Annotated in this window: 14 protein-coding genes; 9 read left to right on the top strand and 5 right to left on the bottom strand. The window is 67.4% G+C overall.

The features are described 5' to 3' along the window. Window positions 1-43: 43 nt before the first annotated feature. The gene (locus ACYVI5_RS11660; protein WP_460580306.1) at window positions 44-994 is read left to right on the top strand and encodes a lysostaphin resistance A-like protein; all 951 of its coding nucleotides are present in this window, start codon (window positions 44-46) and stop codon (window positions 992-994) included. Window positions 995-1,008: 14 nt separating this feature from the next. On the opposite strand, the gene nhaA is transcribed toward ACYVI5_RS11660, so the two are convergent. Then, window positions 1,009-2,160, bottom strand: a complete 1,152-nt coding sequence (nhaA, locus tag ACYVI5_RS11655) for a Na+/H+ antiporter NhaA (RefSeq protein WP_460580305.1) — start codon at window positions 2,158-2,160, stop codon at window positions 1,009-1,011. After that, entirely contained in the window at window positions 2,157-2,648 is a 492-nt protein-coding gene (locus tag ACYVI5_RS11650) for a VOC family protein (RefSeq protein WP_460580304.1), read from the bottom strand. Before ACYVI5_RS11650 ends, nhaA begins: the two co-directional genes overlap by 4 nt. On the opposite strand from ACYVI5_RS11650, the gene ACYVI5_RS11645 reads away from it, so the two are divergent. Further along, window positions 2,605-3,264 carry a nucleoside triphosphate pyrophosphohydrolase gene (locus ACYVI5_RS11645; RefSeq protein ID WP_460580303.1) on the top strand — a complete coding sequence of 220 codons (660 nt, stop codon included), beginning with the start codon at window positions 2,605-2,607 and terminating at the stop codon, window positions 3,262-3,264. The genes ACYVI5_RS11650 and ACYVI5_RS11645 overlap by 44 nt on opposite strands. A gap of 13 nt (window positions 3,265-3,277) precedes the next feature. On the opposite strand, the gene ACYVI5_RS11640 is transcribed toward ACYVI5_RS11645, so the two are convergent. Together ACYVI5_RS11640 and ACYVI5_RS11635 are read right to left on the bottom strand one after the other, a co-directional pair. After that, window positions 3,278-4,744, bottom strand: coding sequence for an MDR family MFS transporter (locus ACYVI5_RS11640; RefSeq protein WP_460580302.1), 1,467 nt, complete (start codon window positions 4,742-4,744; stop codon window positions 3,278-3,280). Between the two features lie 117 nt (window positions 4,745-4,861). Beyond that, window positions 4,862-5,242 (bottom strand): MerR family transcriptional regulator, encoded by a 381-nt coding sequence (locus ACYVI5_RS11635; RefSeq protein WP_460580301.1) that lies wholly within the window; start codon window positions 5,240-5,242, stop codon window positions 4,862-4,864. A 51-nt stretch (window positions 5,243-5,293) separates the two neighbouring features. Here ACYVI5_RS11635 and ACYVI5_RS11630 point away from each other — a divergent pair, with 51 nt between their 5' ends. Both ACYVI5_RS11630 and hisS read left to right on the top strand, forming a co-directional pair. Then, the gene (locus ACYVI5_RS11630; RefSeq protein ID WP_460580300.1) at window positions 5,294-6,160 is read left to right on the top strand and encodes an NAD(P)-dependent oxidoreductase; all 867 of its coding nucleotides are present in this window, start codon (window positions 5,294-5,296) and stop codon (window positions 6,158-6,160) included. A 73-nt stretch (window positions 6,161-6,233) separates the two neighbouring features. Beyond that, window positions 6,234-7,517, top strand: a complete 1,284-nt coding sequence (hisS, locus tag ACYVI5_RS11625) for a histidine--tRNA ligase (RefSeq protein ID WP_460580299.1) — start codon at window positions 6,234-6,236, stop codon at window positions 7,515-7,517. A gap of 17 nt (window positions 7,518-7,534) precedes the next feature. Here the strand turns inward: hisS and ACYVI5_RS11620 are convergent, their stop codons facing one another. Continuing rightward, window positions 7,535-8,506, bottom strand: coding sequence for an N-acetylglucosamine kinase (locus tag ACYVI5_RS11620; RefSeq protein ID WP_460580298.1), 972 nt, complete (start codon window positions 8,504-8,506; stop codon window positions 7,535-7,537). A gap of 93 nt (window positions 8,507-8,599) precedes the next feature. Here ACYVI5_RS11620 and ACYVI5_RS11615 point away from each other — a divergent pair, with 93 nt between their 5' ends. The 5 genes from ACYVI5_RS11615 (at window position 8,600) to ACYVI5_RS11595 (ending at window position 13,708) form a co-directional block, all read left to right on the top strand. Further along, window positions 8,600-9,604: a MurR/RpiR family transcriptional regulator gene (locus tag ACYVI5_RS11615; protein WP_460580297.1), complete on the top strand. Its 1,005-nt coding sequence runs from the start codon at window positions 8,600-8,602 to the stop codon at window positions 9,602-9,604. Continuing rightward, window positions 9,601-10,356, top strand: coding sequence for a sugar isomerase domain-containing protein (locus tag ACYVI5_RS11610; protein WP_460580296.1), 756 nt, complete (start codon window positions 9,601-9,603; stop codon window positions 10,354-10,356). Before ACYVI5_RS11615 ends, ACYVI5_RS11610 begins: the two co-directional genes overlap by 4 nt. Window positions 10,357-10,428: 72 nt before the next feature. Then, complete coding sequence (gene ngcE, locus ACYVI5_RS11605; protein ID WP_460580295.1) at window positions 10,429-11,808, top strand: type 2 periplasmic-binding domain-containing protein; 1,380 nt, start codon at window positions 10,429-10,431, stop codon at window positions 11,806-11,808. Further along, window positions 11,805-12,809: a carbohydrate ABC transporter permease gene (locus ACYVI5_RS11600; RefSeq protein ID WP_460580294.1), complete on the top strand. Its 1,005-nt coding sequence runs from the start codon at window positions 11,805-11,807 to the stop codon at window positions 12,807-12,809. The genes ngcE and ACYVI5_RS11600 overlap by 4 nt, the downstream gene beginning before the upstream one ends. Next, on the top strand, window positions 12,806-13,708 hold the full coding sequence (locus ACYVI5_RS11595; protein ID WP_460534612.1) for a carbohydrate ABC transporter permease: 903 nt from the start codon (window positions 12,806-12,808) through the stop codon (window positions 13,706-13,708). The genes ACYVI5_RS11600 and ACYVI5_RS11595 overlap by 4 nt, the downstream gene beginning before the upstream one ends. Window positions 13,709-13,814: the final 106 nt, after the last annotated feature.

Raw genomic sequence — 13,814 nt, 5'->3', positions numbered from 1 at the left:
CGTCGTGACTTCTCCCGCCCAGCCCTCGCCATTCCCTGCGCGCGTGCCGTGGACCTCCGTGGCGGCGTTCGTCGTCATCGCGTTCGGTCTCGCGTGGCTGATCGCCCTGCCGCTGTGGCTGAGCGGAAGGGGCCTGGCGACGCCGGGAGCGACCTTCCTCATCGCGGGCATGATGTACGCCCCGGCAGCGGCCGCCCTGATCGTCGCGTTCTTCATTCAACGACCCAGGCCGCGCCCGCTGCCCGAATACCTCGGACTCTGGCCCCTCCGGCCGGTGAAACGAGTGATCGGAATGACGCTCGTCGGGCTGTTCGGCAGCGTGCTGCTGGTCATCGCGGGCGTCTTCATCTCGGCGGCGTTCGGCCTCGTGCACCTTGACCTCGTGCACTTCTCCGGCTTCCAGCGAATTCTCGAGGTCTCCTCCCACGGTCGCCCCATCCCGGTGCCCGTCGGTCTGCTGGTGCTGATCCAGCTTCTCTCGCTCCCGTTCGGAGCGCTGTTCAACGCGTTCGCGACGATCGGTGAGGAGTTCGGCTGGCGCGGCTGGCTGCTGCCCAGCCTGCGACCCCTCGGCACCTGGCCCGCGCTCGTCGTCACAGGGGCGGTGTGGGGACTGTGGCACTCGCCGGTCATCCTTCTCGGCTACAACTTCGCTCAGCCGAACGCCTTCGGTGTGCTGATGATGGTGGGTGGATGCGTGTTCCTCGGCATCCTGTTCGGCTGGCTGCGCCTGCGCAGCGGCTCACTCTGGCCCTCCGTGTTCGCGCACGCCGGATTCAACGCAGCCGGTGGATTCCTCGCCCTGGTCGCTGCGGCAGGCACCACCGCGAGCCCCGTGCTCGTCGGCCCGCTCGGACTGGTGCCGTGGGCGGTGGCGGCCGTGATCATCGTCGTGCTCGCTGTCACCGGGCAGTTTCGCAAGCAGCCGCGCCTGCTGCGCAAGAAGCCTCTTCAGGAATGGGCGCCGCCGACCGGTGCGCCCGCGAGCCGCTGAGACGGATGCGTTCCTCAGGCGTGCGGATGCAGCCGCCGGTAGCGTCGCGCAAGAGCGGCGACGGCGATGCCACCGGCGACGATCGAGACGGATGACCCGAGCAGCACCGCCAGCACGCCTTCGTCGCGAACCTCGGCAGTCTTCTCGAACGCGAGTTCGTTCATCAGCAGCGAGACGGTGAACCCGATGCCGCCGAGCGCGGCGACGACCAGACCGTCGACGAGACCGTTCGACTGCCGGCTGGTTCGCGGACCGATCCGCCCGCCGATCCAACCGCCGATCGTGATGCCGACGAACTTGCCCACCGGCAGCGCCACCAGGATCCCCCAGAATGCCGGCGACAACCGGTCGATCGGGACCCCCGGTACCGCTACGAGGGCAGCGGCGAACGCGAACAGCGGAAGCACGAGTCCGTTCGACCACGGTTCGAGCGCGTGCGCAGTTCGGCGCGCCGGCCCCCGCGACATGACGAGGCCGAGCGCGACGCCCGCGATCGTGGCGTGAACGCCCGAAGCATGCACGAGCATCCAGGTCAGGATGCCCAGCAGCACCATGAGCACCGCCACCGGGCCCCGCAGGCGGCCACGGAGCATCCGGCTCAGCAGGCCGAACGCGACGACGCACACGACGGCAAGCCCGAGGTCGGCGAGATTGGGGTTCGAGGTGAAGAACACGGCGATGATGACGATCGCGATCAGGTCGTCGAGCACCGCGAGCGCGAGCAGGAAGACCCGGATGCGATGCGGAAGACCCCGCCCGAAGACGGCGAGCACCCCCAGCGCGAAGGCGATGTCGGTCGCGGTCGGAATCGGCCATCCGGCCTCGAACCCGCTGCCCGTGGCGAACGCGAGATAGACGAGGGCGGGGGCGATCACGCCGAAGACCGCCGCGATGGCGGGATGCAGCGCCTTCTGCCACGAGCTCAGCTCGCCCACCGTCAGCTCGTGCCGCAGCTCGATCGCGACGATGAAGAAGAACACCGCGAGCAGCCCGTCGCTGATCCACGCGCCGACGCTCAGCTCGAGGTGCAACGACGCCGGACCGAACGACGCGGCCTTCACCTCTTGCAGCACCGGGCCGAACGCCGTGTTGGCCAGCACCAGCCCGAGCACGGCTGCGCCCAGCAGGATGCCGGCGGCGGCACGCTCCGACCGGATAAGGCTCATGCCGTGCGGATGGGCGTGACCAGGCAGAACACGTGCCCGTCCGGATCGTGCAGCACCGTTTGACGCTCGCCCCACGGCTCATCGTTCGGGCCGTGCACGATCTGCGAGCCCGCCGCGACCGCCGCGGCCGTCACGGCATCGACGTCATCGACGGCGAATGTCGCCGCCACGCCGAGCTCGGACGGCGCGTGGATGCGCTGGTGCAGCATGAGCTCCACGTCGCCTGCGCTGAGGCGGGCCACCTCGTCGTTCGACCACAGACGCGACAGCCCCAGCGCGTGTTCGTACACGGCCAGCGACCGCTCCAAGTCCGACACCGATACGACGATCCGATGCACAGACGTGCCGTGAACAGAAGTGGTCCCGTGATGAGCCGTGGTCACACGAATAGCGTAGAGGGCGCCGGCGACATGAAGCGCGGCGAGCGAGACGACAGGAGAGCCGATGACCGACGCGCAGTCGCGACTGGACGCGTTCGCGGATGCCATGGCATCCGTTCTCGACAAATGCGTCTGGTCGCAGACCATGACGCACGAGACGCTCGTGCCCTATCTGATCGAGGAGACGTACGAGCTCGTGGACGCGATCGAGGCGGGCACGACCGAGGAGATCATCGAGGAGCTCGGCGACGTGCTCTGGCAGGTGGCGTTCCACTCCGAGATCGCCTCGCGCACAGCGGGGGAGAGGTTCGACATCCAGGATGTCGCCGCCCACGTCACCGAGAAGATGGTGCGCAGGCATCCGCACGTGTTCGGTGACGAGGTGGCGGAGACGCCCGAGGAGGTGCTGCGGCTCTGGACGGCGGCCAAGGCGGCCGAGAAGCGTCAGCGCGCCAGCGTGCTGGACGGCATCCCGCAGGGGATGCCCGCCCTCGCCCTGGCGGACAAGGTCATCTCACGCGCCGGCCGGGTGGGGGTGGCCGTCGAGCGTGTGTCCCAGCGCTTCGCCGGCGAGCCTGCGCTCGGCGCCGCGCTCCTGTCGATCGTGGCATCCGCCCGCGCCCAAGGTCTGGACGCGGAGCGCGCGCTGCGCATCGCCGTGCGCGGCCTGCAGGACGACATCCGCTCGGCGGAAGCGGCCCCGGACGAGGATGATCGCACCTGAGCCACGGCGCGAGTCACTGCGCGGCTGCGGTCTCCGTGGACGCGGTGGCGGTCCCGACCTCTGACGAACGCCTCGTCGGCATCAGCAGCACGACCACGAAGAGCGCGAGCGCGACGATCGCGATCGCGAGGAACACCAGGTGCGTCGCCGTCGCCAGCTGCGGACCGTGCGGTGCGCCGTCGGGGCCGATCGTCGCGTTCGCGTTGACGATCGCGCCGAACACCGCCACACCGATCGCCGAGCCGATCGAGCGGGCGAACATGTTCGTCCCCGTCACCAGGCCACGCTCCTGCCACTCCACCGAGCTCTGCGCCGCGATCAGCGTCGGCACCGCCGTCAGCCCCATCCCTGCGCCGATCACGAAGCAGAACAATGCCACCAGCCACACGCTGGTCCCGGTGGCGAGCATGGTGAGCAGCAGAGTGCCCCCTACCACGATCACCGAGCCGATCACCGCGGTCGACCGGAACCCGATCCGCAGATAGAACCGGCCAGCGATCGAGGAGGTGAGCGGCCAGCCGACGGTCAGCGCGGCCACGGCGAATCCGGCGATCAGGGCACTCGTGCCGAGCACGTTCTGCGCGTAGATCGGCACATAAGTGGTCAGGCCGAGCACGACGGCGCCGATGATCAGCGACGCCACGGTGGAACTCCAGATCACGCGGCGCTTCAGCACGCCGAGCGGCAAAATCGGATGCTCCGCCCTGAGCTCCACGAGTACGAACGCCACCAGCGCGGCGGCACCCACCGCGAAGACGGCGATCGACGTGACCGAAGCCCACGCCCAGGCAGTGCCACCCTCGAGCAGCCCGAGGATGACCAGCGCCGTCCCCAGGGTGAGCAGGATGGCGCCCGCGTAGTCGATGCGCGGGCGGGTGCGCTCGCCGTGGTTCTTCTCGCTGAACTTGCGCCACAGCATCCATGCCGCCAGCAGAGACAGCGGGATGTTGATGAAGAAGATCCAGCGCCAGCTCACGAACTCGCTGAACACGCCGCCGAGCGTCGGCCCGACGACGGCCGAGATGCCCCACACGCTGGCGAGGTATCCCTGCGTCTTGGCGCGCTCCTTCAGCGTGTAGATGTCGCTCGCGATGGTCATGCTCATGGGCAGGACGGCACCGGCGCCCAGGCCCTGCACGACGCGCGCAGCGATGAGAACCGGCATCGACCACGCGAACCCCGCCAGGATCGATCCGGCCAGGAACAGGCCGATGCCGATCAGCATGAGGTGCTTGCGGCCGAAGAAGTCGGCGAGACGCCCGTAGATCGGCACCGAGACCGCCTGTGCGAGCACGTAGATCGAGAACAGCCAGGGGATCTGCGAGAAGTTGCCGAGCTCGCGCGCGATCGACGTCGACGCCGTGGCGATGATCGTCGAGTCCAGGGCCACGAGAGCCGTAGCGAGCATGAGCGAGAGGAGGATGGGACCGCGCTCGGAGCGCAGCCCTACGCCGTCCCGGGAGATCGTGTTCTCTGACATCGCATGGTGCAATCCCGATGCCGCCTCCGCTATTCCCCGCGGGGCGGCGCGCCGACGGGCCGTCCGCGTGAGGCCCGTAGTCACGGCGAAATCCGTAAGGGAGTGCGCCGAATGCCTTTACGCGGCCTCGCCGATCGTGCGCGTGCTGCGAAGCGGGAGTCCGACGATGGAGTCGAGCACGGCTCGGGCTTGGAGCAGGCGGTCGATCGACTCGGTGATGCGCGCACGTTCGGCCGCGATGCCGTCGATCAGCTCGGGGCAGCTGCCGCTGACGACCACCGTCGGGTCCTGCACGCAGGGAAGGATCTCCGCGATCGCGGACGACGATAACCCAGCGGCGAGGAGCACCTGGATGCGCTCGACCGTCGCCACGTCCGCCTCGGCGTATTCGCGATAGTTGGCCGATGAGCGGGCAGGGGCGAGCAGGCCCACCTCCTCGTAGTACCGAAGTGCGCGAGGGGTGACACCCGCCCGCTTGGCGAGATCTCCGATTCTCATGCTCACAGCCTCTTGACCTTCACGTTGACGTCAATCTATACGGTCGGGCCCATGACGACTGACAAGCCATCCGCCACCGTCCTCGGGCTCGGCCCGATGGGCCGCGCCATCTCCACCGCACTCCTCACCGCCGACGTCCGCACCACGATCTGGAACCGAACCGCAGGCAAGGGCGACGACCTCGTCGCTGCCGGAGCGACCGAGACAGCCGCCGTCTCCGACGCCATCGACGCGAGCAGCGTCATCATCGCCTGCCTGCTCGACTACGCCGCCGTCCGCTCGGTCGTGCAGAAAACGGACCTGAACTGGAACGGCCGCGTCCTCGTGAACCTCGCCAGCGGAACGCCGGCCGAGGCGACCGACTTCATGGCCTGGGCACGGGCGCGAGGCGTTCGATACCTCGAGGGCGCGATCCTCACCCCGACCCCGACGATCGGCACTCCGGGAGGTGTGATCCTGTTCTCCGGCAACAAGGTGGAGTACGAGTCGCTGTCGACGATCCGAAGCGCACTCGCCGGAACCACGGTCGACCTCGGAGACGAGATGGGACTCGCGAACGCGTTCGACGTCTCTCTGCTCGATGTCTTCGCGACGGCTGTCCACGGCGTCGTCCACGGATTCGCTCTCGCGCGGGCACAGCAGATCGCCCCAACGGCATTCGCACGCTTCGCGACCGGGATCGGCGCGATGCTCCCGGAGATGATCACCAGATTCGCCCAACAGCTCGAGCACGACAGCTACCCGGGCGAGCACTCGACCATCTCCTCCGCACGCTCCGGCATCACCCACATCATCGAAACTGCCGATGCATCGGGACTCGACGCCAGTGCTTTGCGAGCGACTCAACACACCATCGAACGCGCGATCCGCGACGGCCATGGTGAAGCCGGCCTGGCGCTCCTCTCGCGGTACGTATAACGAAGCCGGTAAGACCTGCGGCGGAACCTAGACCGCAAAAAGGGTCCGGCCTGGCCCTGAAAGAATGGATGCCATGGCCCAACCCGTGAACCCGCCCCGCGGCATGCGCGACTTCCTCCCAGCCGACAAGGCCCGCCGCGAGCACGCGCTGGGCATCATCCGCTCCAGCTATGCGGCGCAGGGCTTCGATGAGATCGAGACGCCGGTCATGGAGGATGCCTCGCGACTGCACTCGGGACTCGGCGGCGACAACGAGAAGCTCGCGTTCGGCATCCTGCGCCGAGGTCTCACGCAGGAGGCGGTCGCGGAGCTGGCGACGGCCGGTGACCTCGAGGCTCTCACCGATCTTGGTCTGCGCTTCGATCTCACCGTGCCGCTCGCACGGTTCTACGCCAGCCACCGGGCGGCGCTGCCGAGCGTGTTCAAGTCGATCCAGATCGCGCCGGTCTGGCGGGCGGAGCGCCCGCAGAAGGGCCGTTACCGGCAGTTCGTGCAGTGCGACATCGACATCATCGGCGAGCAGGGCGTCATCGCCGAGATCGAGCTGATCACGGCGACGATCGCCACGCTCGACGCTCTCGGGCTCACCGGCTGCACGATCCGGATCAACCACAGGGCGATCCTGCGTGGACTGATCGCGTCGTGGGGTGTGGCCGAGGCCGACTATGAACGCGCCATGATCACGATCGACAAGGAGGACAAGATCGGGGTCGACGGCGTGGTCGCCGAACTCGTCGAACTGGGTCTCGTGCCGGAATCCACCTCGGCCGTCGTCGCCGAGAGCCTCTCCGGCCTTCCCGACGACGGCTGGAACCTCGACCGCGGCGTCGTGCCACCGCCTGCCTGGCTCGACACGGATGCGTACCGGAGCCTGCACGAGATCCGGGATGCGGTCGCCGCCGTCTCTCCGGGCACTCCGCTGGTCTTCTCGCACAACCTGGTGCGCGGAATGGGCTACTACACGGGCGCGATCTTCGAGATCCAGCACCCCGAGTTCGGGTACTCGCTGGGCGGGGGAGGCCGGTACGACGGCATGATCGGCCGCTTCCTCGGCACTGATGTGCCCGCCGTGGGCTTCTCACTCGGGTTCGAGCGCATCGTCGACCTCGTGGAGGTGCCTGAGCAGGCCGCGGGAGACGCGGTGGTGCTCGTCTACGACCGCGACGTCGACGCGCCGACGCTGTTCCGGCTCAAGGCGCAGCTCGTGGACTCCGGCGCCCGGGTGCGGGTGGAACGCCGCGTGAAGAACCTCAAACCGCTGCTGGCACGCCTGGCGGATGCCGGGTACACGCGATTCGCGCCCGTCACCCCCGCGACGACCGAGGTCGACGACCTGCAGTTCCGCGACCTGGGCTGACCGGCAGCGGCTGCCACCTAACCGCGCAGCGACTCCAGAGTCTCCCGCACCCGCTCGAAAACGTCGCGATCGACGGTGACGCCGTTGTGGCGAAGCGCCAGCACCGCGGCCCCCACCGCACCGTCGGGCACCGATCGTACCTCCGTCACGCCGGAGAGACCCTCGACGGGCTGTCCCAGCGCTCCGAGCACACCCCCACCGCACACGACGGGCCCGCGCACGGCGGCGGTGTCGATCGCGGCGAGCGTCGTGTGCAAGGCGGCACGCGCATCCGTCACGATCCTGCTGGCGACCTCGTCGTCGCCGGCCCTGAACACGAGCGGGGCGAACCTGGCGAGCTCGATCGGACGCAGGGCGTACACAGCGTCGAGCAGCAGCCGAAGGGACTCCGGCCGTCCGTCGTAGCCGGGCGTGTTCGACGCGTCGGCCGGCACGTTCAGCACCCCCAAAAGTAGGGGAGTCAGTGACGTGCGCGGACCGCGCCCGTCCAGCTGGGCGGCGACCGAGCGCACCACCTGCTGGCCCAGCCAGAACCCGGAGCCGTCGTCGCCCAGCAGCCAGCCAAGGCCGTCGGCCGAGAGGTCCTGCTGCCCGCCCCGCACCCTGATCGCGGCGGCGCCCGTGCCGGCCACCACGGCGTACCCGTCCGGCTCCCACGCCCCGGAGCAGAACGTCGCCAGCAGGTCGGACTCCAGCACCACGCGACCCCGCACATCCACCGCGTTCAGGGCGGCGGTGATCCAGTCGGTGGAGACGTAGGTGCGCGACCCGGCCATGGCGAGCACCGCTGTGTCGTCGATCGCGGACACGGATGCCTGTGCCAGCGCCGACCGCGCCGCGGCCACCACTTCTCGTGCGGCATGTTCGGTACCCGACGAGATCGGATTCCCCGATCCCGCCTTGCCGTAGCCGAGGCATTGGCCTGTGGCCGTGAGCACCACCGCGCGGGTGGACGTGCCGCCTGCGTCGACGGCGAGGAGATTTCCCATAGGTTGCGTTTCGATTTCGGAGCTTGATAAGCGGGCCAGATGTCCTGATAATACTTTTCAGCCAGACCCCGACGAAGTGAGACGGATTTTCACATGAATGCTTCCCCCGGAGTGACCAGCGACCAGGGCGCCGTCCCGGCCGCTGCGGGCCCGGGCGTCGGCATGCGCATCCAGTCTCGCCTTCCCCAGATGTCGCAGGCAATGGCGAAGATCGCCTCGCTGCTGCTGGAATCCCCGGACGCGCCGCTCCGGCTCTCGATCACCGAGCTCGCCGAATCCGCCGGTACTTCTCCCGCCACCGTGACGCGGTTCTGCCGAACCATCGGCTTCTCCGGGTATGTGCCGCTACGCGTCGCCGTCGCATCGGATGTCGGGCGCGAGCGAGCGCGCGAGACCTGGAGCGAAGACATCGGCCGGGCGTTCGGCCCGGACGACTCGCCCACGCAGGTCATGAGCACCCTGCTCACCGCGCACACCCGGTCGCTGCACGAGACGGCGGAGCTCATCGACCTCGCCCGGCTCGAGCGGATCGCCACGCGCGTGGCCACCAGTCGCCATGTCGACCTGTACGGCATCGGCGGCAGCGCGATCATGGCCGAGGAGATGCAGTCCCGGCTGTACCGCATCGGGATCAACTCGCACTTCTGGCCAGAGGTGCACGCGGGTCTCACGAGTGCCGCGCTGCAGGACGAGCATTCGGTCGCCATCGGCATCTCGAACACCGGTCTCACCGAAGAGACCATTCAGATGCTCGAGTGCGCCAAGTCGACCGGTGCCCTCACCATCGCCGTCACCAACTCACCGGACTCGCCGCTGGCGCAGGTGGCGCACGAGCACATCGTGACTCTGGCGCACGAGCAGTTCCTGCAGCCCGACGACCTCTCGGCCAAGCACTCCCAGCTGTTCGTGCTCGACCTGCTCTATCTGCTGGTCGCACAGCGCAACTTCGGGCGTACGACGACGACGCTCGCTGCGTCTGCACTCGCGGTGTCGCCGCACCGCCGCTCGACACGGGGTCGCAGGCCGCGCGACCTGGAGAAGTCCGGTCGCACGACCTCCGAACGACGCGAGGACTCACACGAAAAGGAGCACGCATGACCCGCCTCTTCGACGACTTCCGGCACGAGGCCGAGACGCGCATCGCCGCGTTGACGGCCGAGGCGGATGCCGGTGCCCTCGACCCCGCCATCGACCTGCTGGTCGACGCGGTCGTGGCAGGCGGCGTGCTCCAAGCCTTCGGCACGGGGCACTCGGAGGCGTTCGCGATGGAGATCGCCGGACGGGCGGGCGGACTCATCCCCACGAACCGCATCGCCCTGCGCGACGTCGTGCTGCGCGGCTCTCGCGAGGTGGACATCCTGGGAGGCAGCAGCCTGGAGCGCGACCCGGCGATCGTCGACGAGCTCTTCGAGCTGACCCCGGTGGGAGAGCACGACGTCTTCCTCATCGCGTCGAACTCCGGTGTGAACGGCTCCATCGTCGGCATGGCACTGAAGGCGAAGGAGACCGGACACAAGGTGATCGCGGTGACCAGCCTCGAGCACACCGACGCGGTCGAGCCGAAGCATCCGAGCGGCAAGAAGCTGCGCGACATCGCGGATGTCGTCATCGACAACAAGGCTCCGTACGGCGACGCCACGCTCGAGCTGTCCGGCGGAGTGAAGGCCGGCGCCATCTCGTCGATCACGGCGGCGTTCATCGCACAGCTGCTCACTCTCGCCGTCGCCGAGCGCATCGCCGAATCCGGGCAGACCCCGCCCGTCTACATCTCGGCGAACATTCCGGGCGGGGACGAGCACAACCAGGCATTGGAGGACCTCTATCGAGACCGAATCAGCCGGACCGCCTGACCAGCCGGCGATCCGGCCGCACCTGACGCACCACCAACACATTCGAGAACACGGAAAGGCAACATACCTACCATGACCACAGAAAACAGAGGACTGGACCGGCGCATGTTCCTGCGCGGCGCCTTGGCCGCCGCGGTCGCCGTGCCGATCACTGTCTCGCTCGCATCCTGCTCCAGCGGGAGCGGCAACGGTGGCGGCGGTGGCGGCACGAAGTCGGCGTCGAACCCGTTCGGCATCAAGGAGAGCTCGAGCATCGAAGCCGTGATCTTCAACGGCGGCTACGGCTACGACTACGTCACCTTCGCGGCGAACCTCGTCGACAAGAAGTGGAAGACGAAGTCCAAGGTCACGCCGCAGACGAACATCGCGCAGTCGCTGCAGCCTCGCTTCGTCGGTGGTAACCCGCCGGACCTCATCGACAACTCGGGTGCGAACCAGATCGGCTTCAACACGATCCTGAAGAGCCTCGAGACCCTCGACGACGTATTCGAGGCGAACAACTACGAGGGCAAGAAGATCTCCGACACCCTCTACCCGAACGTGAAGACGCCGGGCACGTTCAGCAACAAGTTCGTTGCGATGAACTATGTGATGACCGTCTACGCGATCTGGTACTCGGCAAGCCTGTTCGAGGAGAACGGCTGGACCCCGCCGAAGACGTGGGACGAGGCCATCGACCTGGGCGCCAAGGCCAAGGCCAAGGGCAAGTACCTCTTCGTCTGGGGCAAGGAAGCGGCGACCTACTACCTCACCCTGGCCCTCGACTCGGCCATCAAGGAGGGCGGCAAGGATGTCCTGAACGCTGTGAACAACCTCGAGAAGAACGCCTGGTCGCAGAAGCCGATCCAGGATGTCTTCAACAAGCTCGCGCAGATCGTTCAGGCCGGATACTTCATCCCCGGTGGTGCCGGAACACAGTTCACGGCGGCACAGGCCAAGTGGAGCAACGACCAGCAGGCCATCCTCTACCCGTCGGGCGGCTGGATCGAGAATGAGATGAAGAAGGCCACGGCGGCCAACTTCAAGATGACCGGTGCCCCGTGCCCGACCGTCACCTCGAGCCCGAAGATGCCGTACGAATCGCTGCGGGCAGCGGCCGGTGAGCCGTACATCGTCCCGTCGCAGGGCAAGAACGTTGCCGGCGGCAAGGAGATCATGCGCGCCATGCTCTCCAAGGACGCCGCAACGAACTTCTCCAAGACGCGTCTGGCACCGACGATCGTCAAGGGGCTCGTGCCCTCAGACGGCTTCGGCTCGACCGCGCTCGTCTCGCAGACGAAGATGCTCGACGCCGCAGGCGACAACATCTTCGACTGGGAGTTCTCCAGCCTCTACGGTCTCAACACCGACCAGCTCGTGATCTGGAACTCGTTCCTCTCAGGGGCTGCCACGGTCGCGCAGTTGACGCAGCAGATGCAGGCGATCTCGGACAAGGCCGCGGCATCCAAGTGACCGTACCGAACAGCACCACGACGACCGGGGGGCGGCTCGCCCCGCCCCCCGGGCGCCGCCGCACGACCAGGTGGACCTTCGACCGGGTCAGCTTCATGGCGGTGTTCCTGATCCTGCCCCTGGCGATCTTCCTGATCTTCGTGATCCTGCCGTTCGTCCAGGCCATCTACTACTCGCTCACGGACTGGGGCGGGTTCTCGCCGACGATGAACTTCATCGGCTTCACGAACTTCATCAACCTCGCGCAGGACTCGACGTTCATGCACGCGGTGCTCAACTGCATCCTGCTGGGCTTGATCGTGCCTTTCGTCACGATCTTCGTCGCACTCGTGATCGCGAGTGTGGTCACGGTCGCCGGTCCCAGCAAGGGGCAGATCCGCGGCATTAAGGGCTCGGGCTTCTACCGCACCGTCTCGTTCTTCCCGTACTGCATCCCGGCCATCGTGATCGGCCTGATCTGGGCGGAGGTGTACGACCCGAGTTCCGGCCTGCTGAACGGTTTCCTCACCGCGATCGGCCTTCACCAGTTCACGAACTTCGCCTGGCTGGGCGTGGTGGCCACCGCGATGCCGGCGTCGATGTTCGTCATCATCTGGGGCTTCATCGGCTTCTACACGGTGCTGTTCGTCGCAGCGATCAAGGCCATCCCGGCCGAAACCTACGAAGCCGTCCGCCTCGACGGTGCAGGGCGCTTCCGCACCGCGATCTCGATCACGATCCCGTCGATCCGCGACAACATCCAGACCGCATACATCTACTTGGGCATCGCGGCCCTCGACTCCTTCGTCTACATGTCCGCGCTGTTCCCCAATGCCGGCGGACCGGCCAACACGACGCTCGTGATCAGCCAGGACCTGTTCAACACGGCGTTCCGCAAGGGCCAGTTCGGCTACGCAACGGCGATGGGCGTCGTTCTCGCGGCGATCACGCTGCTGTTCGCGGCGATCGTGTTCGCGGTGAACCGGCTGAGCAAGGGACGAGAAGAGAAGGGCCGAGCATGACCGCCACCGCCTCGACCGTGAAGGCCGGCACGGCCGGCCTCAAGCCTTCCCGTAACAAGACGAAGCTCACCGGCGGCGACGTCGCTGTCGGCACCGCCTCGCACGTCCTGCTGGTCGCCTGGTCGCTGATCGTGGGCATCCCGCTGCTGTGGGTGTTCATGTCGTCGTTCAAGACGACGAAGCAGATCCTCGACAGCCCGTTCAGCCTGCCGCAGAAGCTCGACTTCACGAACTACGTCAACGCGTGGAACGGGTCGGGCATCGGCAGCTACTTCGCCAACACCCTGATCGTGGTCGTGAGCGCGCTCGTGATCGTCATGATCCTCGGCGCCATGTGCGCCTACGTGCTCGCACGTTTCAAATTCTTCGGCGCCCGGGCGATCTACTATCTGATGCTCGCCGGCCTCACGTTCCCGCCTTTCCTCGCGATCGTGCCGCTGTTCAAGATCCTGCAGGGCATCGGCCTGCTGAACACCCTGCCCGGCCTGATCCTCACGTACGTCGCGTTCGCGCTCCCGTTCACGGTCTTCTTCCTGTACTCCTTCTTCCAAGGGCTGCCGGACGAGATCTACGAGGCAGCGCAGGTCGACGGAGCCAGCGAGTGGCGCACGTTCTTCCAGGTGATGCTGCCGATGGCCACCCCCGGCATGGCAGCCGTCGCGATCTTCAACTTCCTCGGCCTGTGGAACCAGTTCCTCCTGCCCGTGGCGTTGAACTCGAACCAGAGCAACTACGTGCTCACCCAGGGCATGGCATCCTTCGCGTCGCAGGCGGGCTACTCCGTCGACTTCGGCGCGCTGTACGCGGCTGTCGTCATCACGGTCATCCCCGTGCTCATCGTGTACGTCTTCTTCCAGCGTCAGCTGCAGGGATCGGTGTCGCAGGGCACCAGCAAGTAGCGGGCAACTCCACGTCAGCGGGCGGTCGTCGTGAGGACGGCCGCCCGCTGCTTTGCAGCGCCGAGAGGCGCCCGAGCGCGGATATAGACTTGGCCGCGCCGGGCGC

The sequence above is a fragment of the Humibacter ginsengisoli genome (assembly GCF_054780095.1).
This window is presented reverse-complemented; position numbering and strand designations above follow the sequence as displayed.

Bases quoted from the DNA above. Each gene is read 5' to 3' on its own strand.
- nhaA (WP_460580305.1), bottom strand. From the start codon at position 2,160: ATGAGCCTTATCCGGTCGGAGCGTGCCGCCGCCGGCATCCTGCTGGGC.
- ACYVI5_RS11645 (WP_460580303.1), top strand. From the start codon at position 2,605: ATGACCGACGCGCAGTCGCGACTGGACGCGTTCGCGGATGCCATGGCA.
- ACYVI5_RS11650 (WP_460580304.1), bottom strand. From the start codon at position 2,648: ATGGCATCCGCGAACGCGTCCAGTCGCGACTGCGCGTCGGTCATCGGC.
- ACYVI5_RS11640 (WP_460580302.1), bottom strand. From the start codon at position 4,744: ATGTCAGAGAACACGATCTCCCGGGACGGCGTAGGGCTGCGCTCCGAG.
- ACYVI5_RS11635 (WP_460580301.1), bottom strand. From the start codon at position 5,242: ATGAGAATCGGAGATCTCGCCAAGCGGGCGGGTGTCACCCCTCGCGCA.
- ACYVI5_RS11630 (WP_460580300.1), top strand. From the start codon at position 5,294: ATGACGACTGACAAGCCATCCGCCACCGTCCTCGGGCTCGGCCCGATG.
- hisS (WP_460580299.1), top strand. From the start codon at position 6,234: ATGGCCCAACCCGTGAACCCGCCCCGCGGCATGCGCGACTTCCTCCCA.
- ACYVI5_RS11620 (WP_460580298.1), bottom strand. From the start codon at position 8,506: ATGGGAAATCTCCTCGCCGTCGACGCAGGCGGCACGTCCACCCGCGCG.
- ACYVI5_RS11615 (WP_460580297.1), top strand. From the start codon at position 8,600: ATGAATGCTTCCCCCGGAGTGACCAGCGACCAGGGCGCCGTCCCGGCC.
- ACYVI5_RS11610 (WP_460580296.1), top strand. From the start codon at position 9,601: ATGACCCGCCTCTTCGACGACTTCCGGCACGAGGCCGAGACGCGCATC.
- ngcE (WP_460580295.1), top strand. From the start codon at position 10,429: ATGACCACAGAAAACAGAGGACTGGACCGGCGCATGTTCCTGCGCGGC.
- ACYVI5_RS11595 (WP_460534612.1), top strand. From the start codon at position 12,806: ATGACCGCCACCGCCTCGACCGTGAAGGCCGGCACGGCCGGCCTCAAG.